At 69.8% G+C, this 23775-nt stretch carries 24 protein-coding genes; 16 read left to right on the top strand and 8 right to left on the bottom strand.

Annotation, left to right across the window (positions count from 1 at the left end; all coding sequences use genetic code 11):
• Positions 1-49 precede the first annotated feature (49 nt).
• From OO70_RS44515 to OO70_RS44560, 10 genes are all read left to right on the top strand, one after another.
• On the top strand, positions 50-970 hold the full coding sequence (locus OO70_RS44515) for a Rossmann-like and DUF2520 domain-containing protein (protein WP_043685363.1): 921 nt from the start codon (positions 50-52) through the stop codon (positions 968-970).
• Complete coding sequence (gene panC, locus OO70_RS44520; protein ID WP_043685366.1) at positions 967-1974, top strand: pantoate--beta-alanine ligase; 1008 nt, start codon at positions 967-969, stop codon at positions 1972-1974. The genes OO70_RS44515 and panC overlap by 4 nt, the downstream gene beginning before the upstream one ends.
• Complete coding sequence (locus tag OO70_RS44525) at positions 1971-3689, top strand: L-aspartate oxidase (RefSeq protein WP_043685368.1); 1719 nt, start codon at positions 1971-1973, stop codon at positions 3687-3689. Before panC ends, OO70_RS44525 begins: the two co-directional genes overlap by 4 nt.
• A gap of 5 nt (positions 3690-3694) precedes the next feature.
• Positions 3695-4672 (top strand): carboxylating nicotinate-nucleotide diphosphorylase, encoded by a 978-nt coding sequence (nadC, locus tag OO70_RS44530; protein ID WP_043685371.1) that lies wholly within the window; start codon positions 3695-3697, stop codon positions 4670-4672.
• Positions 4673-4674: 2 nt separating this feature from the next.
• A complete protein-coding gene (locus tag OO70_RS44535; protein WP_043685374.1) occupies positions 4675-5472 on the top strand; it encodes a type III pantothenate kinase in 798 nt (265 codons plus the stop codon).
• 317 nt (positions 5473-5789) lie between these two features.
• Positions 5790-6437: a hypothetical protein gene (locus OO70_RS44540; RefSeq protein ID WP_043685376.1), complete on the top strand. Its 648-nt coding sequence runs from the start codon at positions 5790-5792 to the stop codon at positions 6435-6437.
• A 48-nt stretch (positions 6438-6485) separates the two neighbouring features.
• Positions 6486-6665: a hypothetical protein gene (locus OO70_RS44545; RefSeq protein ID WP_043685379.1), complete on the top strand. Its 180-nt coding sequence runs from the start codon at positions 6486-6488 to the stop codon at positions 6663-6665.
• Between the two features lie 108 nt (positions 6666-6773).
• Positions 6774-7199, top strand: a complete 426-nt coding sequence (locus tag OO70_RS44550; protein ID WP_267881258.1) for a BlaI/MecI/CopY family transcriptional regulator — start codon at positions 6774-6776, stop codon at positions 7197-7199.
• Positions 7200-7208: 9 nt separating this feature from the next.
• Complete coding sequence (locus OO70_RS44555; protein WP_043685384.1) at positions 7209-7742, top strand: amino-acid N-acetyltransferase; 534 nt, start codon at positions 7209-7211, stop codon at positions 7740-7742.
• A gap of 236 nt (positions 7743-7978) precedes the next feature.
• Positions 7979-8314 (top strand): histone-like nucleoid-structuring protein Lsr2, encoded by a 336-nt coding sequence (locus OO70_RS44560; protein WP_043685387.1) that lies wholly within the window; start codon positions 7979-7981, stop codon positions 8312-8314.
• Here OO70_RS44560 and OO70_RS44565 read toward each other — a convergent pair.
• The gene (locus OO70_RS44565) at positions 8293-8910 is read right to left on the bottom strand and encodes an SCO3374 family protein (RefSeq protein WP_043685390.1); all 618 of its coding nucleotides are present in this window, start codon (positions 8908-8910) and stop codon (positions 8293-8295) included. The genes OO70_RS44560 and OO70_RS44565 overlap by 22 nt on opposite strands.
• 441 nt (positions 8911-9351) lie before the next feature.
• Between OO70_RS44565 and OO70_RS44570 the strand changes: the two genes are divergently transcribed.
• Positions 9352-11880, top strand: a complete 2529-nt coding sequence (locus OO70_RS44570) for an ATP-dependent Clp protease ATP-binding subunit (protein WP_019064247.1) — start codon at positions 9352-9354, stop codon at positions 11878-11880.
• Between the two features lie 375 nt (positions 11881-12255).
• Here OO70_RS44570 and OO70_RS44580 read toward each other — a convergent pair whose 3' ends face one another.
• Positions 12256-12870: an HAD family acid phosphatase gene (locus OO70_RS44580; RefSeq protein ID WP_043685396.1), complete on the bottom strand. Its 615-nt coding sequence runs from the start codon at positions 12868-12870 to the stop codon at positions 12256-12258.
• A gap of 455 nt (positions 12871-13325) precedes the next feature.
• Here OO70_RS44580 and OO70_RS44585 point away from each other — a divergent pair, with 455 nt between their 5' ends.
• Positions 13326-13907, top strand: coding sequence for a M23 family metallopeptidase (locus tag OO70_RS44585; RefSeq protein ID WP_043685398.1), 582 nt, complete (start codon positions 13326-13328; stop codon positions 13905-13907).
• 7 nt (positions 13908-13914) lie between these two features.
• On the opposite strand, the gene OO70_RS44590 is transcribed toward OO70_RS44585, so the two are convergent.
• Positions 13915-14511: a TetR/AcrR family transcriptional regulator gene (locus OO70_RS44590; protein ID WP_043685401.1), complete on the bottom strand. Its 597-nt coding sequence runs from the start codon at positions 14509-14511 to the stop codon at positions 13915-13917.
• Positions 14512-14649: 138 nt separating this feature from the next.
• On the opposite strand from OO70_RS44590, the gene OO70_RS44595 reads away from it, so the two are divergent.
• The 4 genes from OO70_RS44595 (at position 14650) to OO70_RS44610 (ending at position 18302) form a co-directional block, all read left to right on the top strand.
• Positions 14650-16242, top strand: a complete 1593-nt coding sequence (locus tag OO70_RS44595; protein ID WP_043685403.1) for an MDR family MFS transporter — start codon at positions 14650-14652, stop codon at positions 16240-16242.
• 265 nt (positions 16243-16507) lie between these two features.
• Positions 16508-16987: a helix-turn-helix transcriptional regulator gene (locus tag OO70_RS44600; RefSeq protein WP_043685406.1), complete on the top strand. Its 480-nt coding sequence runs from the start codon at positions 16508-16510 to the stop codon at positions 16985-16987.
• Entirely contained in the window at positions 16984-17418 is a 435-nt protein-coding gene (locus OO70_RS44605) for a VOC family protein (RefSeq protein WP_043685409.1), read from the top strand. The genes OO70_RS44600 and OO70_RS44605 overlap by 4 nt, the downstream gene beginning before the upstream one ends.
• Positions 17415-18302, top strand: coding sequence for a class I SAM-dependent methyltransferase (locus tag OO70_RS44610; RefSeq protein ID WP_234337084.1), 888 nt, complete (start codon positions 17415-17417; stop codon positions 18300-18302). The genes OO70_RS44605 and OO70_RS44610 overlap by 4 nt, the downstream gene beginning before the upstream one ends.
• Positions 18303-18928: 626 nt before the next feature.
• On the opposite strand, the gene cseC is transcribed toward OO70_RS44610, so the two are convergent.
• The 5 genes from cseC to OO70_RS44635 form a co-directional block, all read right to left on the bottom strand.
• Complete coding sequence (cseC, locus tag OO70_RS44615; protein WP_043685412.1) at positions 18929-20272, bottom strand: two-component system sensor histidine kinase CseC; 1344 nt, start codon at positions 20270-20272, stop codon at positions 18929-18931.
• A gap of 8 nt (positions 20273-20280) precedes the next feature.
• Positions 20281-20988 (bottom strand): two-component system response regulator CseB, encoded by a 708-nt coding sequence (gene cseB, locus OO70_RS44620; protein ID WP_043685415.1) that lies wholly within the window; start codon positions 20986-20988, stop codon positions 20281-20283.
• Between the two features lie 201 nt (positions 20989-21189).
• A complete protein-coding gene (locus OO70_RS44625) occupies positions 21190-21879 on the bottom strand; it encodes a hypothetical protein (RefSeq protein WP_063749783.1) in 690 nt (229 codons plus the stop codon).
• Positions 21867-22406: a SigE family RNA polymerase sigma factor gene (locus OO70_RS44630; protein ID WP_019064956.1), complete on the bottom strand. Its 540-nt coding sequence runs from the start codon at positions 22404-22406 to the stop codon at positions 21867-21869. Before OO70_RS44630 ends, OO70_RS44625 begins: the two co-directional genes overlap by 13 nt.
• Positions 22407-22705: 299 nt before the next feature.
• Positions 22706-23650, bottom strand: a complete 945-nt coding sequence (locus OO70_RS44635; protein ID WP_043685449.1) for an HhH-GPD family protein — start codon at positions 23648-23650, stop codon at positions 22706-22708.
• Positions 23651-23775 lie beyond the last annotated feature (125 nt).

Raw genomic sequence — 23775 nt, forward strand, 5'->3', positions numbered from 1 at the left:
GAAATCGTCCGGTACCCGGAGCGGACTGGAACGGGAAGGCCGCCGTCGCGTGAGTACATTCCAACAGCCAGAGCCCAAGGACCGCCCCGCGCGGCTCGCCGTCGGTGTCGTCGGCGCCGGCCGGGTGGGCCCCGCGCTCGCCGCGTCCCTCCAGCTGGCCGGGCACCGCCCGGTGGCCGTCTCCGGGGTCTCCGACGCGTCCAGGCGACGGGCCGCGCTGATGCTCCCCGAGGTGCCGGTCGTCACGCCCGCGCAGGTCCTGGAGCGCTCCGACCTGGTGCTGCTGACCGTCCCGGACGACGCCCTGCCCGGACTCGTGGAGGGCCTCGCCGAGACCGGCGCCGTACGCCCCGGGCAGCTGCTCGTGCACACCTCGGGACGGTACGGCGCGAAGGTCCTGGACCCCGCTCTGCGGGTCGGCGCGCTGCCGCTGGCCCTGCACCCCGCGATGACGTTCACGGGGACCCCGGTGGACGTGCAACGCCTCGCCGGGTGCTCCTTCGGGGTCACCGCGCCCGAGGAACTGCGGCTGGCCGCCGAGGCCCTGGTGATCGAGATGGGCGGCGAGCCCGAGTGGATCGCCGAGGAGAACCGCCCGCTGTACCACGCAGCCCTCGCGCTGGGCGCCAATCACCTCGTGACCCTGGTCGCCGAGTCCATGGAGCTGCTGCGCACCGCCGGCGTCGAGGCCCCCGACCGGATGCTCGGCCCGCTGTTGGGCGCCGCCCTGGACAACGCCCTGCGTTCCGGTGACGCCGCGCTCACCGGCCCCGTCGCGCGCGGGGACGCGGGCACCGTCGCCGCGCACGTCACCGAGTTGCGCAAGCACGCCCCGCAGACCGTCGCCGGCTATCTGGCGATGGCCCGCGCGACCGCCGACCGGGCCCTCGCGCACGGGCTCCTCAAGCCGGAACTCGCCGAGGACCTCCTCGGTGTGCTCGCCAACGGCACCGAGGGAGATGCCGGATGACCACCACCCTGCTGCGCACCGCCGACGAACTGCACGCACGCACGCGTGCGGGCCGTCGCGTCGTCGTCATGACGATGGGCGCCCTGCACGAGGGCCACGCCACGCTGGTCCGTACGGCCCGTGAGATCGCCGGGCCGGACGGCGAGGTCGTGGTCACCGTCTTCGTGAACCCGCTGCAGTTCGGCAAGGGCGAGGACCTCGACCGCTATCCGCGCACCCTGGACGCCGACCTCAAGATCGCCGAACAGGCGGGCGCCGACGTCGTGTTCGCGCCTTCCGTGGACGAGGTCTACCCGGGCGGCGAACCCCAGGTGCGCATCTCGGCGGGCCCCATGGGCGAACGCCTGGAGGGTGCGGTCCGCCCAGGCCACTTCGACGGCATGCTCACCGTCGTCGCCAAGCTGCTGCACCTCACCCGTCCCGACGTGGCCCTGTTCGGTCAGAAGGACGCCCAGCAGCTCGCCCTGATCCGCCGCATGGTGCGCGACCTGAACTTCGGCACGGAGATCGTCGGCGTGCCGACCGTGCGCGAGGCCGACGGCCTGGCCCTGTCCAGCCGGAACCGCTATCTGTCCGCGCGGGAGCGGCGCACCGCGCTCGCCCTCTCGCAGGCCCTGTTCGCGGGCCGCGACCGGCACGCCGCCCAGGAGGCGCTGCGCGCGCGGGCCCGCGAGGTGCCCGCCACACACGCGCGTGCCGAGGCGCTCAGCGCCATAGGGGAGTCCCGCGCTGCGGCCGACGCGCACGCCGTCGCCAAGGCCGCCCCCGGCCCCGGCAGCCCGGCGTCCGTCCGCGCCGCCGCCCGCCTGGTCCTCGACAACGCCGCCCGCCTGGACCCGCCGCTCGCCCTGGACTACCTCGCCCTCGTCGACCCGTCCGACTTCACGGACGTGGACGAGGACTTCACCGGGGAGGCCGTCCTCGCCGTCGCCGCCCGGGTCGGGACGACCCGGCTGATCGACAACATCCCACTCGCTTTCGGAACCTTCGGAGCCGCCTCGTGACCAGCACAGGCATACGACTGCACGCGCCCGCCCCCGGGTGGTCCATCGCCGCGGACGTGGTGGTGGTCGGCTCCGGAGTGGCCGGCCTGACCGCTGCCCTGCGCTGCGAGGCGGCCGGGCTGCGGACGGTCGTGGTCACCAAGGCCCGCCTCGACGACGGCTCCACCCGCTGGGCCCAGGGCGGTATCGCCGCCGCCCTCGGGGAAGGCGACACCCCCGAACAGCACCTGGACGACACGCTGGTCGCGGGCGCGGGCCTGTGCGACGAGGAGGCCGTCCGCATCCTCGTCACCGAGGGCCCGGACGCCGTACGACGGCTCATCGAGACCGGTGCCCACTTCGACGAGTCCTCCGAAGGAGGACTGGAGTTGGCCCGTGAGGGCGGCCATCACCGGCGCCGTATCGCGCACGCGGGCGGCGACGCGACCGGCGCGGAGGTCTCCCGGGCGCTCGTCGAGGCCGTACACGCGCGTGGCCTGCGTACGATCGAGAACGCGCTCGTGCTGGACCTCCTGACGGACGCGGAGGGCCGTACGGCGGGCGTGAGTCTGCACGTCATGGGCGAGGGGCAGCACGACGGGGTGGGCGCGGTGCACGCGCCCGCCGTTGTCCTCGCGACCGGTGGCATGGGGCAGGTGTTCTCGGCGACCACCAACCCGTCCGTGTCGACCGGCGACGGGGTCGCCCTCGCGCTCCGCGCGGGTGCCGAGGTCTCCGACCTGGAGTTCGTGCAGTTCCACCCGACCGTGCTGTTCCTCGGCGCCGACGCGGAGGGCCAGCAGCCCCTCGTCTCCGAGGCGGTGCGCGGCGAGGGCGCCCACCTGGTCGACGCCGACGGCGTGCGCTTCATGGTGGGCCAGCACGAACTGGCCGAGCTCGCGCCCCGGGACATCGTCGCCAAGGGCATCACGCGGCGCATGTTGGAGCAGGATGCCGAGCACATGTTCCTCGACGCCCGGCACTTCGGCGCCGACATGTGGGAGCACCGCTTCCCGACGATCCTCGCCGCCTGCCGCAGCCACGGCATCGACCCGGTCACCGAGCCCGTCCCGGTCGCCCCGGCCGCCCACTACGCCTCCGGCGGCGTCCGCACCGACTCCCGGGGCCGTACGACCGTCCCCGGCCTGTACGCGTGCGGAGAGGTCGCCTGCACCGGCGTGCACGGAGCGAACCGGCTCGCCTCCAACTCCCTTCTCGAAGGCCTCGTCTACGCCGAGCGGATTGTCGCCGACATCACGGAGAGCCAGGCCGAAAACGCCCTCCACGCGCGTGTGCCCGAGCCGGTCCCGCACCCGCACAAGCCCGCGCACCCGCTGCTCGCCCCCGAGGCCCGCTTCGCGATCCAGCGGATCATGACCGAGGGTGCGGGTGTCCTGCGCTCCGCCGACTCCCTCGCCAGGGCAGCCGGACAACTCCAGCAGCTGCACACCGACGCCCGTGATGCACTCGACGAGAACGGCAAGACCGCCGAGCCCGGCGTCGACACCTGGGAGGCCACCAACCTCCTGTGCGTGGCCCGCGTCCTGGTCGCCGCCGCCGCTCAGCGCGAGGAGACCCGGGGCTGCCACTGGCGCGAGGACCACGCCGAGCGCGACGACACCGCCTGGCGCCGCCACATCGTCGTACGGCTGAATCCCGACCGCACGCTGGCCGTAGACACCACGGACACCGCAGACTTCCCCCCGACCCGGCAGCACCGTCCCCAGGAGCAGTGACAGAAGTGAGCACCCACGACCTTCCCCTCGTCGACAGCGGTGGCTGCGGTGACGGCTGTGCCTGTGGCGCGGGCGCCGATGAGGAATACATGGAGTGCGGTCTTGACCCCGCGCTCGCCGAACTCCTGGCCGACGCCGGACTCGACCCCCTGGAGGTCGAGGACATCGCCAACGTCGCCATCCAGGAGGACCTGGCCGGCGGCGTCGACGTGACGACCGTCGCGACCATCCCCGAAGAGGCCGTCGCCACCGCCGACTTCACCGCGCGCGAAGCCGGTGTCGTGGCGGGCCTGAGGGTCGCCGAAGCGGTGGTCTCCGTGGTCTGCACCGACGAGTTCGAGGTCGAGCGGCACGTGGAGGACGGCGACCTCGTGGAGGCCGGACAGAAGCTCCTGTCGGTCACCACGCGCACGCGTGACCTGCTGACCGCCGAGCGCAGCGCGCTCAACATCCTGTGCCGCCTCTCCGGCATCGCGACCGCCACGCGCGCGTGGGTCGACGCCCTGGAGGGCACGAAGGCGAAGGTCCGCGACACCCGCAAGACGACGCCCGGCCTGCGCTCCCTGGAGAAGTACGCGGTCCGCTGCGGCGGCGGCGTCAACCACCGCATGTCCCTCTCGGACGCGGCCCTCGTCAAGGACAACCACGTGGTCGCCGCGGGTGGCGTCACCCAGGCGTTCAAGGCCGTCCGGGAGGCCTTCCCGGACGTGGCGATCGAGGTCGAGGTCGACACCCTGCACCAGCTCCGCGAGGTCCTGGACGCGGGCGCCGACTTGATCCTGCTGGACAACTTCACGCCCGACGAGTGCGCGGAGGCCGTCGGCATCGTCCACGGCCGCGCCGCCCTGGAGGCCTCGGGCCGGCTCACCCTGGACAACGCCAAGGCGTACGCCGACACCGGGGTGGACTACCTCGCCGTAGGGGCCCTGACCCACTCCGCGCCGATCCTGGACATCGGCCTCGACCTCCGTGAGGCGCAGTAGTCATGCTCCTCACGATCGACGTGGGCAACACGCACACCGTTCTGGGCCTGTTCGACGGCGAAGAGATCATCGAGCACTGGCGCATCTCCACGGACGCGCGCCGCACCGCCGACGAACTCGCCGTACTCCTGCAGGGCCTGATGGGCATGCACCCGCTCCTCGGAGAGGAGCTGGGCGACGGCATCGACGGCATCGCGATCTGCGCCACCGTGCCGTCCGTCCTGCACGAACTGCGCGAGGTCACCCGCCGCTACTACGGCGACGTGCCCGCCGTCCTCGTCGAACCGGGCGTCAAGACGGGCGTCCCGATCCTGACCGACAACCCCAAGGAGGTCGGCGCGGACCGCATCATCAACGCGGTCGCCGCCGTCGAGCTCTACGGCGGCCCCGCGATCGTCGTCGACTTCGGTACGGCGACCACGTTCGACGCGGTCTCCGCGCGCGGGGAGTACGTCGGCGGCGTCATCGCCCCCGGTATCGAGATCTCGGTCGAGGCACTCGGCGTCAAGGGTGCCCAACTGCGCAAGATCGAGGTGGCCCGGCCGCGCAGCGTGATCGGCAAGAACACCGTCGAGGCGATGCAGTCGGGCATCGTCTACGGGTTCGCCGGCCAGGTCGACGGAGTCGTCACCCGGATGGCCAAGGAGCTGGCCGACGACCCGGAGGACGTGACGGTGATCGCGACCGGCGGCCTTGCCCCGATGGTCCTGGGCGAGGCCTCGGTGATCGACGAGCACGAGCCCTGGCTGACCCTGATCGGCCTGCGGCTGGTCTACGAGCGGAACGTCTCGCGGATGTGACCACGCGCGCGGGGCGTTGACGTTTGCCGCCGGGGGTGCCCCCGCCCAGTCTGCGGCGGCTTACGCGGCCCCACGAGGCGCGCCGCGAACGTTCGGCTCGTCGCGGTATTCGCACCGCCCACTCGCACGAGGTGCCGTCGCCAGGTGCGCCCACAGGGCGCCGCTGCTCCCGGCGGCAGCTGCGGTGCGCGCGGCGGAGCGGACGGTCCCCGCCACCCGGGCGGAAACCTCCGCGCCACACCCGCCCCCTATGTCGAATTTGTCTGATTAGCGCGTATCGTCGCCGCATGCCCACGCCATACGGATCCCGCGGCGGCATGGCGTTCGGTGCGGAGGAGCTGCGTGTGCTCCGTCGCGCTCTCGCCCTCGCCCTCCAGCCCAGAACCGCCTCGGCCGAGGACGTCCAGGACTGTCTACGGCTCGCCGAATCCCTCGACGAGGCGGTACGCGAGGGAGTCCGGCTGCGCGCCTTCCTGGTCGCCGACCTCGCCCGGTACCGCGCCGCCCTGCCCGGCACCACCGCCGGCTACCTCACGCTCCTGGAGGAGGCGCTCGGCGCCGGGTACCGCCCGGACGTCGACGATCTCTCCGCCCTGCGGGCGCTGCGCGGCAACCCGGCCGCCGCAGCCCTCCTGGACCGCTGTCTCACACTCGCCGAACAGGACGTACGCGCGCGCCTCGCCCGTCGTACGACCGTGCGGCCCGCCCCGACCGTCCCGGCTTCCCGCACCCGCCTCCTGGCGCTCCCCGGAGGCCTCTCCGGGCGCCCTTCCGGGGCGGCCGGGGAAATCCTCGGGGAGGACGCCAAAGAGCCCGTGCGCAAGCCCGTGGAGCGGCCCGCGCCCACACCAGCGCCCGCGGCGCCGAAGCCGTCCCGGCCCATCCCCACTCCCGGCGAGGTCTTCCCCCGGCGCAAACCGGCACCCCCACCCGCGAATCCGCCGCAGCAGCTCGCCGCCGGCTGAACCGACCCCGCCCCGTCCTCCTTCGGGCCCGTGGCTACTCTGGAGGGCATGGACTATGTCTCCGCGCTCGTGCCCCCGGTCGTCATGGCCGTGTTCTTCATCGGACTGATCCGGGTCATCGTGAAGACCCAGGGCGGGGCCATGAAGGCCAAGGAGGACGCGGCCGTCGACGCCGCCATCGCGCGCGCGGAGAGCGCCCGCCAGGCCTCTTCGGCCACCGACGCCTGAACCTTCCCCATTCGGCGGCGCCTTCAAGGGCGTACGACTCCTGCACGCGTGCGCGTGCTTTCCGAGTCGTACGCCCTTTTTGTGCCTTTTCCACTATGGTTCTGAGCTGTGCCTCGCCCATTGGGAGAACTCGAAGACTCGGTCATGACGCGGGTGTGGAAGTGGAACCGCCCGGTGACCGTTCGAGAAGTCCTGGAAGACCTTCAGCAGGAACGGTCCATCGCGTACACCACGGTGATGACCGTTTTGGACAATCTCCATCAGAAGGGCTGGGTGCGTCGTGAGGCGGAAGGCCGGGCGTATCGATATGAGGCGGTCTCCACACGAGCCGCCTACTCCGCCGCCCTGATGAACGACGCCTGGTCCCAGAGCGACAACCCCGCGGCCGCTCTCGTGGCCTTCTTCGGGATGATGAGCGACGAACAGCGCGAGGCCCTGCGCAGCGCCGTGCGCATCGTCCAGGGACCGGAAACACCCGAACCCGCGGATGGTGTACAGAACCCCGGCTCCGCGCCCTCCGGCGACGGGCGATAGCGTCCGCTCATGTCAGCAGAGCAGCCCGAAGTCACCGCGAAAGCCATCACCGTCCGGCGGGCCAGGACCGGCGATGTCCCGACGGTGCGCCGACTCCTTGACGCCTACGTCCGCGGTCGCATCCTGCTCGACAAAGCGACGGTGACGCTTTACGAGGACATACAGGAGTTCTGGGTCGCCGAACGGGACGACAACGCGGAGGTCGTCGGCTGCGGGGCACTGCATGTCATGTGGGAAGACCTCGCGGAAGTCCGCACTCTCGCGGTGAAGCCCGGGTTGAAGGGCGCCGGTGTAGGTCATCAGTTGCTGGAGAAGTTGCTGCACACGGCTCGCTGGCTAGGCGTTCGTCGCGTTTTCTGTCTCACCTTCGAAGTGGACTTCTTCTCGAAGCACGGCTTCGTGGAGATCGGTGAGACACCGGTTGACACCGATGTCTACGCGGAGCTGTTGCGTTCCTATGACGAGGGCGTGGCGGAGTTCCTCGGGCTCGAACGAGTGAAACCGAACACCTTGGGCAACAGCCGGATGCTTCTGCATCTGTGATCGCCGCGCACAATTCGGCGGGGACTTCGGCGGGGACGCCCTGCCCAGGTTCCCTATGTCCGAAACGCGCATCTTTCCGGACCGGCGAGGTCGGTCGGTCTCTCCCAGGGGTTTGTGTTTTTCCAGCAAAAGCGGTTTGCTTTCCGACGTACTGCAGTACTGCATATAACAGGGGACGGCGAAACGGCGGACGCCGCAGACCCCAGACCCGCAAGTAATCGATGAAAGGAAATCCGGTGGCACAGAAGGTTCAGGTCCTTCTTGTCGATGACCTCGACGGCGGCGAGGCGGACGAGACGGTGACGTTCGCGTTGGACGGCAAGACGTACGAGATCGATCTCACCACCGCGAATGCGGACAAGCTCCGTGGACTTCTCGAGGCTTACGTGAAGGGCGGGCGCCGTACCGGTGGTCGCGCTTCGGGCGGTCGCGGAAAGGCCCGCGCCGCTACCGGTGGCAGCCAGGACACCGCGCAGATCCGCGCGTGGGCCAAGGAGAACGGCCACGACGTGAACGACCGCGGACGTGTTCCGGCGGCCATTCGCGAGGCCTACGAGAAGGCCAACGGCTGAGCGCACGAGCGCCGCAGCCGTACCCGGTGGCATTGAGTGGCCACCGTGTCCACAAGTCGTACGAGATCAGGGGCGCCCTCAACGCTCCCCAGGGCCGACAGTGTCGGCAGCGAGGCCTCGACCTCGCACCCCGGCTCGGGGGGCCGCAGCCATACGGCGGCCCCCTGCAAGGGACCCGAGCGGCCCGCGGAAAGCGGCTGCCCCTTCGTGGGCCCCGCTCCAGGGACCGGCGGCGCCTCCATGTGCCCGCCCTCGCCGAGCGCCAGCAGATCCAGCTCGGGCGCCAGCGCGCCCCACTCCAGCCAGTCCAGCAGCCCCGGCAACTCCTCCGCGCTGCCCGCGGCCACCAGCAGCCGCATCCGGTCGCCCCGTACGGCCACCGGAGAGTCGGGACCCAGCCGCCACAGCGCCGCGACGCCGGCCTCGAGCGGCACGTCCAGGACGTCGAAACGCAGGCCCGTGACGAGCCGTAGCGGCTCTCCGGGCACCGTGCGCCACCCCAGTTCGTTCTCGTACCAGAGCCGCTGCCGGTCGTCCGGATCGGGCGGGCGGCGGGGGAGCGGGACCGTGGTGAGAGGGGGGACTGTGCCAACCATGCCAAGAGCAACCGCCGAAGCGGGCCGAGGGTTACGCTGGGTGGTCCGGTGAATGCACTGGGTGCTGGAAATGGGGGCGTTCGGGGGTGTCGCGCGGCGCAAGGTTGTTCGCCCGTAGCGGAGGGAACCGGTGCGCTCGGCATGGAGTGTCAGTGCGAACGGGTAAGACATCCCTAGTGGGAGGGGGCGACACGCAGAAAAGGGCGTCTCACGTTCGCCATCGGCGTACTCATGGTGAGGGTAACTGCCTGGCCTGCGGGAACATCGTCTCGCACCATCAGGTTGGAGCAGATGTCGGCGTTCGGGTTCAGGAGGCAGTGTTGGTTCTCGGTCCGGTGTCGGCAGTTGGAATGAGCGGTCCCCGCTTGCGGGACTAAGCTGCGGAAGGACAGGGAGGGGAGCGTCCCCTTACTGCCTGACCGCTCTGAGGAGCGATTAACGATGTTCGAGAGGTTCACCGACCGCGCGCGGCGGGTTGTCGTCCTGGCTCAGGAAGAAGCCCGGATGCTCAACCACAACTACATCGGCACCGAGCACATCCTCCTGGGTCTCATCCACGAGGGTGAGGGTGTCGCCGCTAAGGCCCTGGAGAGCCTCGGGATTTCGCTCGAGGCGGTCCGCCAGCAGGTGGAGGAGATCATCGGGCAGGGGCAGCAGGCCCCGTCCGGGCACATCCCCTTCACCCCCCGTGCCAAGAAGGTCCTGGAGCTGTCGCTCCGCGAGGCCCTTCAGCTGGGCCACAACTACATCGGCACGGAGCACATCCTGCTCGGCCTGATCCGTGAGGGCGAGGGCGTCGCCGCCCAGGTCCTGGTCAAGCTGGGCGCTGATCTCAACCGTGTGCGGCAGCAGGTGATCCAGCTGCTCTCCGGTTACCAGGGCAAGGAGACCGCCACCGCCGGCGGCCCTGCGGAGGGCACCCCCTCGACGTCCCTGGTCCTCGACCAGTTCGGCCGGAATCTCACCCAGGCCGCTCGTGAGTCCAAGCTCGACCCGGTCATCGGGCGCGAGAAGGAGATCGAGCGGGTCATGCAGGTGCTGTCCCGCCGCACCAAGAACAACCCGGTCCTGATCGGTGAGCCCGGCGTCGGCAAGACCGCCGTCGTCGAAGGTCTCGCGCAGGCCATCGTCAAGGGCGAGGTGCCCGAGACCCTCAAGGACAAGCACCTCTACACCCTGGACCTCGGCGCGCTGGTCGCCGGCTCCCGCTACCGCGGTGACTTCGAGGAGCGCCTGAAGAAGGTCCTCAAGGAGATCCGCACCCGCGGCGACATCATCCTGTTCATCGACGAGCTGCACACGCTGGTCGGTGCGGGTGCCGCCGAGGGCGCCATCGACGCCGCTTCGATCCTGAAGCCGATGCTGGCCCGCGGTGAGCTGCAGACCATCGGTGCGACGACGCTGGACGAGTACCGCAAGCACCTGGAGAAGGACGCCGCTCTCGAGCGCCGCTTCCAGCCCATCCAGGTCGCGGAACCGTCCCTGCCGCACACCATCGAGATCCTCAAGGGTCTGCGCGACCGCTACGAGGCGCACCACCGTGTCTCCATCACGGACGAGGCCCTCGTGCAGGCCGCCACGCTGGCCGACCGGTACATCTCGGACCGCTTCCTCCCGGACAAGGCGATCGACCTGATCGACGAGGCCGGCTCCCGGATGCGCATCCGCCGGATGACCGCGCCGCCGGACCTGCGCGAGTTCGACGAGAAGATCGCGGGCGTCCGCCGCGACAAGGAGTCCGCGATCGACTCGCAGGACTTCGAGAAGGCCGCCTCCCTCCGCGACAAGGAGAAGCAGCTCCTGGCCGCCAAGGCCAAGCGGGAGAAGGAGTGGAAGGCCGGCGACATGGACGTCGTCGCCGAGGTCGACGGCGAGCTGATCGCCGAGGTCCTCGCGACCGCCACCGGCATCCCGGTCTTCAAGCTCACCGAGGAGGAGTCCTCGCGACTCCTGCGCATGGAGGACGAGCTCCACAAGCGGGTCATCGGCCAGAAGGACGCCGTCAAGGCGCTCTCGAAGGCGATCCGTCGTACGCGTGCGGGCCTCAAGGACCCCAAGCGTCCCGGTGGTTCGTTCATCTTCGCCGGCCCGTCCGGTGTCGGTAAGACGGAGCTGTCGAAGGCTCTAGCGGAGTTCCTCTTCGGTGACGAGGACGCGCTGATCTCCCTCGACATGTCGGAGTTCAGCGAGAAGCACACGGTCTCCCGTCTCTTCGGTTCGCCCCCCGGATACGTGGGCTACGAAGAGGGCGGCCAGCTCACGGAGAAGGTCCGTCGCAAGCCGTTCTCGGTCGTCCTCTTCGACGAGGTCGAGAAGGCCCACCCGGACATCTTCAACAGCCTTCTCCAGATCCTGGAGGACGGTCGCCTGACCGACTCCCAGGGCCGGGTCGTGGACTTCAAGAACACGGTCATCATCATGACGACCAACCTCGGCACGCGGGACATCTCCAAGGGCTTCAACCTTGGTTTCGCGGCCACGGGTGACACGAAGTCCAACTACGAGCGCATGAAGAACAAGGTCTCGGACGAGCTCAAGCAGCACTTCCGCCCCGAGTTCCTCAACCGTGTGGACGACGTCGTCGTCTTCCCGCAGCTCACCCAGGAGGACATCCTCAAGATCGTCGACCTCATGGTCGGCAAGGTCGACGAGCGCCTCAAGGACCGGGACATGGGCATCGAGCTCTCCTCGGCCGCGAAGGAACTGCTGTCCAAGAAGGGTTACGACCCGGTGCTGGGCGCGCGTCCGCTGCGTCGCACGATCCAGCGCGAGATCGAGGACACGCTGTCGGAGAAGATCCTCTTCGGCGAGCTGCGCCCCGGTCACATCGTGGTCGTGGACGTCGAGGGCGAGGGCGACGCGAAGACCTTCACCTTCCGGGGTGAGGAGAAGTCGGCGCTGCCGGATGTTCCGCCGATCGAGGACGCGGCCGCGGGTGGCGCGGGTCCGAATTTGAGCAAGGAGGCGTAAGGCTCAGCGGTTTGGGCTTTACGGCTGGGAAGGGGTCGGTGCTTTTGGGCACCGGCCCCTTTCGCATGTGTGAGGGCTCAGGACAGAGGCGGTTATCGGTTATTTCGGCGGTGGGGAAGAGAGCGGCGTAATGGACGAGGGGGACCCTTCGGCCCGTGCAGGAAGGGATTCCGCAGGGCAGATGGGCGTTGTCCAGGTCGCCGCGGGTTGTTCGTCGAGGGGGAAGGGCGCTTCGCCGGGGGAGCCCACCGCCCGCGCGACCAGGCGGTCGGCGAGCTGGTGGACGTCCTTCTCCGTCAGGGTGCGTCTCTCGCCCTCGGAGGCGGACTGGTCTGTCGACCAGGCCCGCGCCGGGGGCATCCGGAGCCCAACGGGCTACGACAACTGGCCGTCGTAGTCCGGCAGTTTGAACGTCTTCTCGGCGTGGCCGCCCGACAGGTCGGTGGCGCTGTTGCCGATGTTCGCGATGATCGTGTAGCCCTTGTTCTCGATCGCGGTGCGCTGGGCCGTCTTGTAGTCGGCGACGTCCTTGAAGAGGTCGAGGAGGCCGCGGACGTAGAGGCCGTCGACGTCGTAGCCGTCGTGTTCGAGGTTGTACTCGGTCGGCAGGTAGATGATCCCCGGGCGGGCCGTGACGAAGAACAGTGAAACGCCGTGCTCCTGGGCGTACTTGGCGACCGCGAGCACCGGCTTGTTGGCCGGCTGCGGCCAGCTGAAGCCGAAGTCGGTCTCCAGGGTGGTGTTGTCGATGTCGAAGACGATCGCCTGCTTCTCACCGGGCTTCGTGGCCGCGATCCGCTGCTTCAGGTAGGGCAGCGCCTGGTTCATCACCGTCTGGCAGTCCTGCTGCCAGGTGGTGTAGTCGACGGTTGCCGTAGCAGTGGTGCTGGCCGTCGTCGCGGCCTCTGCGGGGACGGTCAGTGTCGCGAGGGCGGCCGCGGATACGGCGACTATGGCGGTACGGCGAGCCCAGGGGCGTCGTCTCGTCATGGGGTGGGGTTCCTCTCACGTCTGTGCGCGGCCGGTCGGTGCAGAAGGCATGGTCGCGGGCGAGGGTGGCGTGAGGGGAACCGTAAGGTTACTGAACGGTAGGTGTATAGGGGTCTGCGTCACATGGTGATGCGTGGCGAGCGCCGCGGCCGGTGACAAGCCGCACAGGCTATTCGGCCCCTACTAGGGCGGGTAGTCGTGAGCCCCGATCGGGGTAAATGGGACTTTTCGGGTGAGGATCGATGGAACCCGATAGGGCGTTTTGCCGTCCGGGGGGCGATTCATACCCAACAGGTGCTCTGTCAAGGAAGCGGAAGTTTTGCGGTGAAGTACTAGATTGCGTCGTAGAAGGGTGGTTTGGGGGTCCGGGGGGTCCGGGGTTACCAATGAACGTGTCATCCGGCGGCCGTATGCGTGCCGGGTGACTTTTCTGTCCCCGTCCCCGTGAGGTTTCGATGTTCCAGCGCGCCACGTCCCGTTCTTCCCGTACGTCCTCGCTCCGCACCCGGGTGGCCGTCATGGCCGTCGGGCTGGGAGCCACCGCCGTGCTGGGCACCGGGGTCGCGAGCGCCGCCACCGCGAGCGTCGCGCCGAAGGCCGTCAGCGCGAAGACCGCCGCCTCCTGGGTCGACCCGGTGAAGAAGTACACGCTGTCCGCGAGCTTCGCCCAGGCCGGCAGCATGTGGCAGTCCACCCACAGTGGGCAGGACTTCGCCGTGGCCAGCGGTACCAACGTCGTCGCCGCGCACGGCGGGACCGTCGTCAAGGCCGGCGGCAACGGTGCCGGTGACGGAGCCGCGTACGGCAACGCCATCGTCATCAAGCACGGCAACGGCACCTACTCGCAGTACGCCCACCTCTCGCGCATCGACGTGAAGGTCGGCCAGGTCGTCAGCACCGGGCAGCACATCGCCCTGTCCGGCAACACCGGCAACTCCAGCGGCCCGCACCTGCACTTCGAGATCCGTACGACCGCCAACTACGGCTCGGCCATAGACCCGGTCGCGTTCCTGCGCGGCAAGGGTGTGACTGTCTGAGCAGCCGCTACGGGGCCTTCGTGCCCGCGTGAGCCTGCGTGATCATGTCGGTGGCGACCTCCAGGACGGCCTTGCGCTTGTCCTCGGGGTCGCCTTCGAGGTCCTGCACGGCGAACATCCCGGCGTGCAGCGTGAAGATCGCGCTGAGGGAACGGACCTGGTCGACCAGGCTCGTCTCCGGGTCGATCATGATCTCCCGGAGGCCGCGCATGCGCTCCTTGAAGCGCTCGCCGATGCGCAGGTCCCGTACCGTCGCCTGGTTCTCCTGCATGAAGCGAAACAGCGGGGTCGCGCCGTCGAGCGCGACGGCGTAGCGCCGTACGATCTCCTGCTTGGTCTCCAGGGTGTGCGGCTGGTCTCGGCCCCACTCGATGAGGTCCTCGATCGGCTTCGTCAGGTCCTCGAAGATGCTGACGAGGATCTCTTCCTTGGTCTTGAAGTGGTAGTAGAGCGCCGCCTTCGTGACGTCCAGGTGCTCGGCGATCTCGCGCAGCGAGGTCTTCTCGTAGCCCTGCTCCGCGAAGAGTTCGAGCGCGACGTCCTGGATGCGCTGGCGGGTGTCTCCGCGACGTTGCCGCTTGGTGCCGTCCATGGTGCCGCCCATCCGTTTCATGCTCCAGCAAACTTACTTGACGCCCGGCTAGTTACGGGTCTACTTTCCCTGAGTGTAGTCAACTAGCCGGGCGGCAAGTAAGTGGCCGGACGGTGGCGGTATCCAGCGGTAGCTAGGGGAGTGGGAACGATGGCGGACACACAGACGGTGGAAACCGGGCCGGGGGAGACCGAGAAACAGCCCAGGAGCGTGCGGGTCGTCCTGCTCGCCCTGATGATCACCATGATGCTCGCGATGCTCGACAACATGATCGTGGGTACGGCGATGCCGACGATCGTCGGTGAGCTGGGCGGGCTGGAGCACCTGTCGTGGGTCGTGACCGCGTACACGCTCGCCACGGCCAGCTCGACGCCCCTGTGGGGCAAGCTCGGTGACATGTACGGGCGCAAGGGCGCCTTCATGACCTCGATCGTGATCTTCCTGATCGGCTCCGCGATGAGCGGCATGGCGCAGGACATGGGGCAGCTGATCGGCTTCCGGGCCATCCAGGGTCTCGGTGCCGGCGGTCTGATGGTCGGCGTCATGGCGATCATCGGCGACCTCATCCCGCCGCGTGAGCGCGGCAAGTACCAGGGCATGATGGCCGGCGTCATGGCGCTCGCGATGATCGGCGGACCGCTGGTCGGCGGCACCATCACCGACAACTGGGGCTGGCGCTGGTCCTTCTACATCAACCTGCCGCTCGGTGTGGTCGCGCTCGCCGCGATCAGTGTCGTACTGCACCTGCCGAAGAAGCGCGCGCAGGCGCAGATCGACTACCTCGGCGCCGGACTGCTGACCGTCGGCATCACCTCGATCGTGCTCGTCACCACGTGGGGCGGCTCGCAGTACGCCTGGAGCTCCGTGCGGATCATGGAGCTGATCGGCCTCGGTGTGGCCGCGCTCGTCGGGTTCGTGTTCTGGCAGACCAAGGCCGTCGAGCCGGTCGTACCGCTGCACATCTTCCGCAGCCGCAACTTCAGCCTGATGGCGATCATCGGCTTCATCACCGGCTTCGTGATGTTCGGCGCGACCCTGTTCCTGCCGCTGTACCAGCAGTCCGTACAGGGCGCGTCCGCGACCAACTCGGGCCTGTTGCTGCTGCCGATGCTCGGCGCGATGCTCGTGACCTCGATGGTCGCGGGGCGGGTGACCACCAACACCGGTAAGTACAAGGTGTTTCCGGTCGCGGGCAGCGTCCTGATGGTCGTCGGCCTGTACCTGCTGTCGACCATGGACACGGACACGACGCGGTTCATGTCCGGTGTGTTCATGGCCGTCGTCGGGCTCGGCATGGGCTGCCTGATGCAGATCACCATGCTGGTCGCGCAGAACAGCGTCGAGATGAAGGACATGGGCGTCGCGTCCTCCACGAGCACGCTGTCCCGCACGCTCGGCTCGTCCTTCGGTGTCGCCATCATGGGCGCGCTGTTCAACCACCGGGTCCAGGACGTCATGGTCCAGCGGGCCGGTGCGCTGGGCTCGAAGGTGACCGAGCAGTCCGCCCAGCTCGACGCGAAGAGCCTGGCGAAGTTGCCGGCGGCGGCGCGGGAGGCTTACCAGCACGCGGTGTCGGCCGGTACGCACTCCGCGTTCCTGCTGGGAGCGGTGGTTGCTGTGGTCGCGTTGGTGGCGGCGGTGTTCGTGAAGGAGGTTCCGCTGAAGGGGGCGGGGTCGGCTGCGCCTAAGCCTGGCGAAGGGGCGGAGGCGGTGGCGCCGGCTTCGATTGTCGAGGCCGTCTGATCTGCCCGCAGTGAGCTGAAGGTCCCCCGGTCGGTGTCCGCCACGGGGGGCCTTCTTTGTGTTTTCTCGCCCCCGCCGCCCCTACCCGTCCCATCACCAGGGGCTGCCGCCCCTTCGACCCCGCCCTGGGGGCTGCGCCCCCAGACCCCGCTTCGGCCTGAACGGCCTCGTCCTCAAACGCCGGACGGGCTGGTGGGTGCCGGCCGGTGGATGCTCGTCGGGGCCGTTGTCAGTGGGCCGTGTCACCATCGGTCGCATGGACAAAATGCGGCAGTTGCGTCTCGCCAAAGACGCCATGGACCGGGACTGGGCCGAGCCGGAGCTCGATCTGGTTGCGGTGGCTGCGCATGCCGGATATTCGCGGTACCACTTCATCCGGGCCTTCAAGGAGGCCTACGGCGAGACTCCCGGCCAGTACCTCACGCATCGCCGTATCGAGCGGGCCGAGGAGATGCTGCGCAGCGCCGATCTCTCGGTCACGGAGATCTGCCATCTGGTCGGGTTCAGCAGTCTCGGCAGCTTTTCGGCGCGGTTCAAGGCGCGGACCGGGCTGACGCCGAGCGAGTACCGGGGCAAGCATGTGGGACGGGGGGCCGCGCTCATCCCGGGGTGCTACGCGATGCTCTGGGCCGGCGGTTTTCCCACCGCAACTTTGAAGAAGCGTCGCGATGTCCGGCCTGCCTACGGTGAGGAACAGGAAGCCGACCCGATTTCGACCTCGTCCGACAGGAGAGCGGAGCCATGATCCAGGGGCTGGGCATCACCACCGTGTGGACCTTCGACCAACAGCGCACCAAGGCCTTCTTCACCGAGAAACTGGACTTCGAGGTCCGCGACGACATCGCGATGGGTGACATGAAGTGGGTCACCGTGGGCGCCAAGAACCAGCCGGGTGTCGAGCTCGCGCTGATGAGCCTGGACGGCCCGGGTCTCGACCCCGAGTCCGCCGAGGCGTTGAAGAAGCTGGTCAGTAAGGGCGTGCTGGGCGCCGGGGCGTTCCGTACCGACGACTGCCGCGGTGACTACGCGACCTTCAAGGCGCGCGGGGTCGAGTTCCTCCAGGAACCGACGGAGCGGCCGTACGGCATCGAGGCGATCTTCCGTGACGACAGCGGCAACTGGTACTCGCTGACCGAGCGCAGCGAGGAACTCGATTTCTCCAAGGACTTCGGATGAGTCAGGAGCCGGGGGCGGGGATGGGAGCGGGGATGGGGGCGGAAGTCGAGACCGCGCCGGACCATACTGCGGTGCGCGTCGCCCTGTGGCGGGCCCTGCATGTCCAGGCGGATCCGGCGCCGCATGTCATCGAGGACGAGGTCGGGCTGCGGCTCGTGGACCCCGGGGACGGGTGGCGGGAGCGTCCCGACATGGACGTCGACGCCACGCGCCGTATCCGCGCGTCGATCGTGGCGCGGGCCCGGTTCGTCGAGGACGTGGTGGTGGAGGAGGCCGGGAAGGGGGTGGAGCAGTACGTCGTCCTTGGCGCCGGTCTCGACACCTTCGCCCAGCGGCGGGCCGAACTGGGCGCGAAACTCCGGGTGTTCGAGGTCGAGCAGCCCGGCACGCAGGCCTGGAAGCGGCGGCGGCTGACCGAGTTGGGGTACGCGCTGCCGGACTGGCTGCGGTTCGTGCCGGTGGACTTCGAGGGGGACTGGTGGGGGCAGTTGGCCGCCGCCGGGTTCGACGCGGGGCGGCCCGCCGTGGTGGCCGCGACCGGCGTCATCATGTATCTCACCCCGGACGCGATCAGCTCTTTGTTCCGCCTCGTCGCCGGGCTCGCCCCGGGCTCCACCCTGGTGACCACGTTTCTCCGGCCGGTGGACGACGTGGAGCCGGAGCAGCGCGCCCAGTTGGAGGTCGCGGTGCGGGGCGCTCGTGCCGCGGGCACACCGTTCCTGAGCTTCTTCACCCCGGAGCAGGTGCTGGAGCTGGGGCGGGAGTGCGGGTTCCGGGAGGTGCGGCACGTGTCGGCTGCTGATCTCGCGGGACGTTACTTCGCGGGGTGGGGAGAGGGGACGGGGCCGTCCCGGGGGGAGGAGGTCATGGTGGCGAGCACGTGAGGGGCGGGTGTGTTGGGGGCGAGGGCCTGTGGGGCGTGAGTAGGTGAAGGGGCCTGGGCGTGCGGGTATTGCCTGCGCCTGCGCCTGCGCCTGAGCGGGAGCGGGAGTGGGGGCGAGCGCGTGAGTGGGCGCCGGCATGTGAGTGGGCGCCGGCACGTGAGAAGGGGGAGCACATCCGGGGCCGTGGGCGTGCGGGAGGTGTCGCGAGCGCGGGGGTGCGAACGACTTGGGCCCGGTTCCCGCCCGGTTCCCGCCCGGCTCCCGCCGGCTCCGGCTCAGCTCGCGCCCGGCTTCGGCTCAGCTTCGGCCCGGCTTCGGGCTCAGTGCCGGCCCGGCTTCGGCCCGGCGCCGTCCAGGCTCGGGCTCAGTTCCGGCCGGGCTGCGGCCCGGTTCCCGCCAGGCTTGGGCTCATCTCGCGCCCGGCTTCGGCCTGGTTCCGGCCCGGTTCCCGGCCGACTCGGGCTCAGTTCCGGCTCAGTTCCGGCCGGGCTGCGGCCCGGTTCCCGCCAGGCTTGGGCTCATCTCGCGCCCGGCTTCCGCCTGGTTCCGGTCCGGTTCCCGCCCGGCTCCGGCTCAGCTCCCGACCAGTTCCCGCCCGGCTCCGGCCCCGTTCCCGCCCGGCAGGGCTACGGCAGCATCGGATAGCTGCCCGTGCTTGTCGGCGCGTGCTCCGGCAGCCACAGCACGGCGACCGCGCCCTCCGCCGGGATGTGGTCCGGGGCGCCCGCGGGCCGTACGTTGCGGAAGGTCAGGCGGGCGCCGAGGACGCGGGCCTGGCCGGCCGCGATGGTCAGGCCGAGTCCGTGGCCGTGGCCCGCGCGGTCCTTGCTGCCGGTGCGGAAGCGGCTCGGGCCCTCCGCGAGGAGTTCCTCGGGGAAGCCGGGGCCGTGGTCGCGGACCCGGATGACCCGGCCCTCGACCGAGACCTCGATCGGCGGCTTGCCGTGCCGGGCCGCGTTGGCGAGCAGGTTGAACAGGACGCGTTCCAGGCGGCGCGGGTCCGTCGTCACCTCCGACTCGTGCACTACGTGCACCACCGCGTCCGGGTCCTTCGCGATCACCCGGCGGCTCACGAAGTCGCCCAGCATGATGTCCTGCAACTCGGCCCGCTCGGAGGCTCCGTCGAGACGGGCTACCTCCAGGACGTCCTCGACGAGCGTGCGCATCGCCTTCGCGCGGTCCAGGACCAGCTCCGTGGGGCGGCCGGGTGGGAGCAGTTCGGCCGCTGTCAGCAGGCCCGTCACCGGGGTGCGCAGTTCGTGTGCGATGTCCGCGGTGACCCGGCGTTCGGCTTCAAGTCGCTGTTGCAGCGCGTCCGTCATCGCGTCCACCGCGCGCGCGAGGTCGTCGGTCTCGTCCCGTACGACCCCCCCGATCGCGTCCCGCACCCGTACGTCCGTCTCGCCCTTGGCGACCTGGTTCGCGGCGGCGGCCGCCTTGCGCAGCCGGCGCGAGAGCTGGCCGCCGATCAGGACACCGAGCGCGCTGCCGCCGAGCACGGCCGCGATCGAGCCGATCACCAGGGCCTGGTCGAGGTCCTTGAGGATGTCCGTGCTGCGGTCGGTGAACCCGGTGTGCAGGGACATCACATGGCCGTCCTTGAGCGGTACGGCCGCCCAGATGTCCGGCACGCCGTGCGGCCGGTCGGTGACGTAGGTGGCCCGGCGGCCCTCCGCGACCTTCTCGCGCAGCGCCGGCGGCAGGCTAGGGTCGTCGATCTTGATGCTGGGGAAGTTCGGCCGCCCGGACAGCTCGTAGTTGCGCTGGGCGATCTGGACGCGCTCATCCGCGAGGTCGCGCGCGTTGTCCAGCATCGAGACCCGGGCCGCGTTGTGCACGACCAGACTGAGCGCGATCGCGACCAGCGTGCCGACCAGCGCGATCGCCGCGCTGAGCTTCCACCGCAGGCCCGTACGAATGCCCGCGCTCTCCATGAACGCAGGCACCCTGCGCCGAGAATTCCCCCGCATACCCCTGCTCAGGCCTTCAACTTGTAGCCGAAGCCGCGGACCGTCTCGATCCGGTCCTGGCCGATCTTCGTCCGCAGCCGCTGCACATGGACGTCCACGACCCGGGTGTCACCGCCCCAGCCGTAGTCCCACACGCGCTCCAGAAGCTTGTCGCGGGACAGGACCGTGCCCGGCGCCGAGGAGAACTCCAGGAGCAGGCGCATCTCGGTCGGGGTCAGTGCCACCGGCTGGCCGGCCTTGCGCACCTCCATGCCCTCGGTGTCGATCTCCAGGTCGCCGAAGGTGAGCACCCCGCCGCCCACCGGGGCCGCCTCCGCGTCCGCCGTACGGTCGTTGCCGCTCGCGTGGCCGAAGCGGCGCAGCACCGCGCGGATGCGGGCGACCAGGACGGCACCGTCGAAGGGCTTCGTGACGTAGTCGTCCGCGCCCGCCTCCAGGCCGAGCACCACGTCGATCGAGTCCGCGCGCGCCGACAGCATGATCACCGGCACGGTCGAGTCGTCCCGGATACGGCGGCACAGGCTCACGCCGTCCAGGCCGGGGACCATGACGTCGAGCAGTGCGATGTCGGGGCGGTTCGCCCGGAACGCCTCCAGGCCCGACAGCCCGTCGGGCATCGCCGTGACCGCGAAGCCGTCCCGCTCCAGGGCGAGTTGGGTGGCCTCGCGGATGACGTCGTCGTCCTCGACGAACAGGACGTGGGTCTGGTCTGCCATCCCGGTGCTCTCAGTCCTCGTGTGGGTCGTTCTCAAGCATGGGACGCCCGAAGCGGCGTCCGCGTTCACTGAAGGATCGGTTCGGGGCGTCCGATCGGTTCTGTCCTCGCCCGATCGGTTCGGTCTCCGGCCGATCGAATCGGTCTCCGCTCGGGTTCTCGTCGGTTCCGATCGGTTCGGTCGGTTCCGATCAGGTTCCGGTCAGTTTCCGCTCGGGGCGGGTGACGCGTCGCCCCCGACCGCGTTGCTGTACTCGTTGTGGGTGCTGTACTCCTGCACGAAACGGCCCGCGGTCCAGCGGTACGTGATCACGTTCTCCCCGGAGGGACTCGACACCGGGTCGCCCTTCTCGTACACCTGCTTGGTGACGACCAGATCGCCGCGGTCTATCTCCGCGTAGACCGGGGGTTCCTCGGCCTTGAACACATTCTCGTACGTCCCACCCGTCGCGCGATACACGTACGAGCCGATGCCGACCGCGTCGCCGCAGGTCATCACGTTGACGACGACGTCGTTGACCGTGCCTCCGGTCAGTACGCCGTACGACACGTCGACCGCGTACTCGTCGGCGACGCACGGCTTCAGCTCGTGCTTGACCTCCGAGGAGACCTTCGGGTCGTCCATGACGAGTTTGACCGCGTCCACGTGGTCGTCGGCGGTCGCGGAGGGCGAGGGGGACTTGGCCTCCGCGACGCCCGCCACCGAGTCGGAGTGTGCCGGGCCCTCGTCACGGGCGCCGGTGCCGCCGGTGGCGCAGCCGGACACCAAAAGGGCGAGGGCGGCGAGCACGGCCATCGCCGTGAACGCCGCCTCCAGGCTTCCGCGCACCCTGCTGGGCCCGGGGGTGCTGCTCAGCCCGGGCCCAGGGGTGTTGTCGCTCAGGCCGCGCAACGCTCCCGCTCCTCACGCTCCAGCGCGCGTGCGTCCAGGTCGCGGGCCTCCAGCTCCTCCCGGAGCCGGGCGAGCGCCCGGTGCAGCGTGCTCTTGACCGTACCGGCCGACATGCCCAGGGCCGCGGCCGTCTCTTCTGTGGACATCTGCTCCCAGTGTCGCAGGACGACAACACTGCGCTGTTTCGGTGCGAGAACTTTCATGATGTCCATAAGAAGCGCCCGATCCGCGTGCTGCTCGGTCGCGTCGTCGACGCTCGCGTCCGGCAGCTGCTCGGTGGGGACCTCCTCGAGCTTGCGGGCCCGCCACCACTCGGTCCGCGTGTTGATCATGACGCGGCGCAGGTACGCGTCCGCGAGGCGCTTGTCCTCGATGGTCTCCCAGCGGCCGTACGTCCGTACGAGTGCCGTCTGGAGCAGGTCCTGGGCGTCGACCGGGTCCGGCACCAGCCGGCGGGCGCTGCGCAGCAGCGCGTCCTGTCGGGTGCGGACGTACTCCTCGAATTCGAGCACCTCGCCCTGCGCCATGATCAACCGCCTCCATCCCCGTTTCCGACCCACCTGCTGCCGGTTGTTCTCTGCTGTGTCCCGCCGGTCTGCGGCACAGCAATGAAGCTACGGAGGGGTTGTCACGGCCCTGTGCGGAGCAGCCTGCGGGGAGCGCTCGGCTGTCCGTCGGTTGTGTAACGGAAGTAGGTCTGGGGTAAGGGGGCTGGGTGGTTGGGGTGGGTGTGGGGTGATTTGGGACCTGCAGAGGCAGTGCGGGAGTGTTACGGGAGCTGGGTGTGGGCTGTGGGGCCGTCTTCTGTCTGTGAAGTGACCGTGTGTCAGGTGCGGGTGGTAGGGAGTCGGTACAGGCCGTCTGGAAGGGGCTCCACCAGTCCGTCCGCCACCAGGCCGTCCAAGGCCCTGGCCCGCTGCACCGGTTCGTGCCACACCCGGTCCAGTGCCGACTGCGGGACGGGCGTGTGCGCTTCGCGGAGTACGGCGAGGAGCTTGCCGCGTACCTGGCGGTCCGTGCCCGCGTATGTCTGGGCGCGGCGGGCCGGGCCCTCGTGGTCGGGCTTGCCTGCCAGGTTCCAGGCGCACTGGGCGCTGATCGGGCAGCGGTGGCATGTCTCGTTCTTCGCCGTGCAGACGAGTGCGCCCAGTTCCATGGAGGCCGCGGCCCAGCGTGCGGCGGTGTGCTCGTCCTGGGGGAGCAGGGCGCGGGCCAGCTTGCGTTCGGCCGCGGTGGTGGCGTTCGGGGGGAACTGGACGCCGGTGACCGCGCGCGCGAACACGCGGCGGACGTTCGTGTCCAGGACGGCGTGGCGCTGGCCGTACGCGAAGGACGCGACGGCGGCTGCCGTGTATTCGCCGATGCCGGGCAGGGCGAGGAGTTGGGCGTGGTCGGTGGGGACGTCGCCGCCGTGCCGTTCCGTTATGGCGGTGGCGGCGCCGTGCAGGCGCAGCGCGCGGCGGGGGTAGCCGAGGCGGCCCCAGGCGCGGACCGCTTCGCCGGGGGCGTCCTCGGCGAGGTCGGCGGGGCGGGGCCAGCGGGCGAGCCACTGTTCGTATACGGGGAGGACTCGGTTGACCGGGGTCTGCTGGAGCATGAACTCGCTGACCATCACGCCCCAGGGGCCGGCGTCGGGGTGACGCCAGGGGAGGTCGCGGGCGTTGTCTTCGAACCAGTCGATGACGGGGGTGTGGAGATGGGCTCCGTCGGGTGCGGTGCCGTCCGGTGTGGTGGCGGATGTGCTGTGCGGGGGCTTCGTGGGCGCAGTCATGGCCATCCGATCCTGCCATGTGCGGCCGGTCCGGTGGGTGCGGGTGCGGGGTGGTTCGCCCGCGGTTTGGTGGTGGGTCGGGGCCGCGCCGGGGGGTGTCCGTCCTCGGAACGGCGCGGAATCGG

This window comes from Streptomyces xylophagus (genome assembly GCF_000716435.1).
GTDB lineage: Bacteria > Actinomycetota > Actinomycetes > Streptomycetales > Streptomycetaceae > Streptomyces > Streptomyces xylophagus.

Excerpts from the sequence above, each read along its gene's own strand:
- panC (WP_043685366.1), top strand. The coding sequence starts at position 967 with ATGACCACCACCCTGCTGCGCACCGCCGACGAACTGCACGCACGCACG.
- OO70_RS44535 (WP_043685374.1), top strand. The coding sequence starts at position 4,675 with ATGCTCCTCACGATCGACGTGGGCAACACGCACACCGTTCTGGGCCTG.
- OO70_RS44540 (WP_043685376.1), top strand. The coding sequence starts at position 5,790 with ATGGCGTTCGGTGCGGAGGAGCTGCGTGTGCTCCGTCGCGCTCTCGCC.
- OO70_RS44545 (WP_043685379.1), top strand. The coding sequence starts at position 6,486 with ATGGACTATGTCTCCGCGCTCGTGCCCCCGGTCGTCATGGCCGTGTTC.
- OO70_RS44555 (WP_043685384.1), top strand. The coding sequence starts at position 7,209 with ATGTCAGCAGAGCAGCCCGAAGTCACCGCGAAAGCCATCACCGTCCGG.
- OO70_RS44565 (WP_043685390.1), bottom strand. The coding sequence starts at position 8,910 with ATGGTTGGCACAGTCCCCCCTCTCACCACGGTCCCGCTCCCCCGCCGC.
- OO70_RS44570 (WP_019064247.1), top strand. The coding sequence starts at position 9,352 with ATGTTCGAGAGGTTCACCGACCGCGCGCGGCGGGTTGTCGTCCTGGCT.
- OO70_RS44580 (WP_043685396.1), bottom strand. The coding sequence starts at position 12,870 with ATGACGAGACGACGCCCCTGGGCTCGCCGTACCGCCATAGTCGCCGTA.
- OO70_RS44585 (WP_043685398.1), top strand. The coding sequence starts at position 13,326 with ATGTTCCAGCGCGCCACGTCCCGTTCTTCCCGTACGTCCTCGCTCCGC.
- OO70_RS44590 (WP_043685401.1), bottom strand. The coding sequence starts at position 14,511 with ATGGGCGGCACCATGGACGGCACCAAGCGGCAACGTCGCGGAGACACC.
- OO70_RS44595 (WP_043685403.1), top strand. The coding sequence starts at position 14,650 with ATGGCGGACACACAGACGGTGGAAACCGGGCCGGGGGAGACCGAGAAA.
- OO70_RS44600 (WP_043685406.1), top strand. The coding sequence starts at position 16,508 with ATGCGGCAGTTGCGTCTCGCCAAAGACGCCATGGACCGGGACTGGGCC.
- OO70_RS44605 (WP_043685409.1), top strand. The coding sequence starts at position 16,984 with ATGATCCAGGGGCTGGGCATCACCACCGTGTGGACCTTCGACCAACAG.
- OO70_RS44610 (WP_234337084.1), top strand. The coding sequence starts at position 17,415 with ATGAGTCAGGAGCCGGGGGCGGGGATGGGAGCGGGGATGGGGGCGGAA.
- cseC (WP_043685412.1), bottom strand. The coding sequence starts at position 20,272 with ATGCGGGGGAATTCTCGGCGCAGGGTGCCTGCGTTCATGGAGAGCGCG.
- cseB (WP_043685415.1), bottom strand. The coding sequence starts at position 20,988 with ATGGCAGACCAGACCCACGTCCTGTTCGTCGAGGACGACGACGTCATC.
- OO70_RS44630 (WP_019064956.1), bottom strand. The coding sequence starts at position 22,406 with ATGGCGCAGGGCGAGGTGCTCGAATTCGAGGAGTACGTCCGCACCCGA.
- OO70_RS44635 (WP_043685449.1), bottom strand. The coding sequence starts at position 23,650 with ATGACTGCGCCCACGAAGCCCCCGCACAGCACATCCGCCACCACACCG.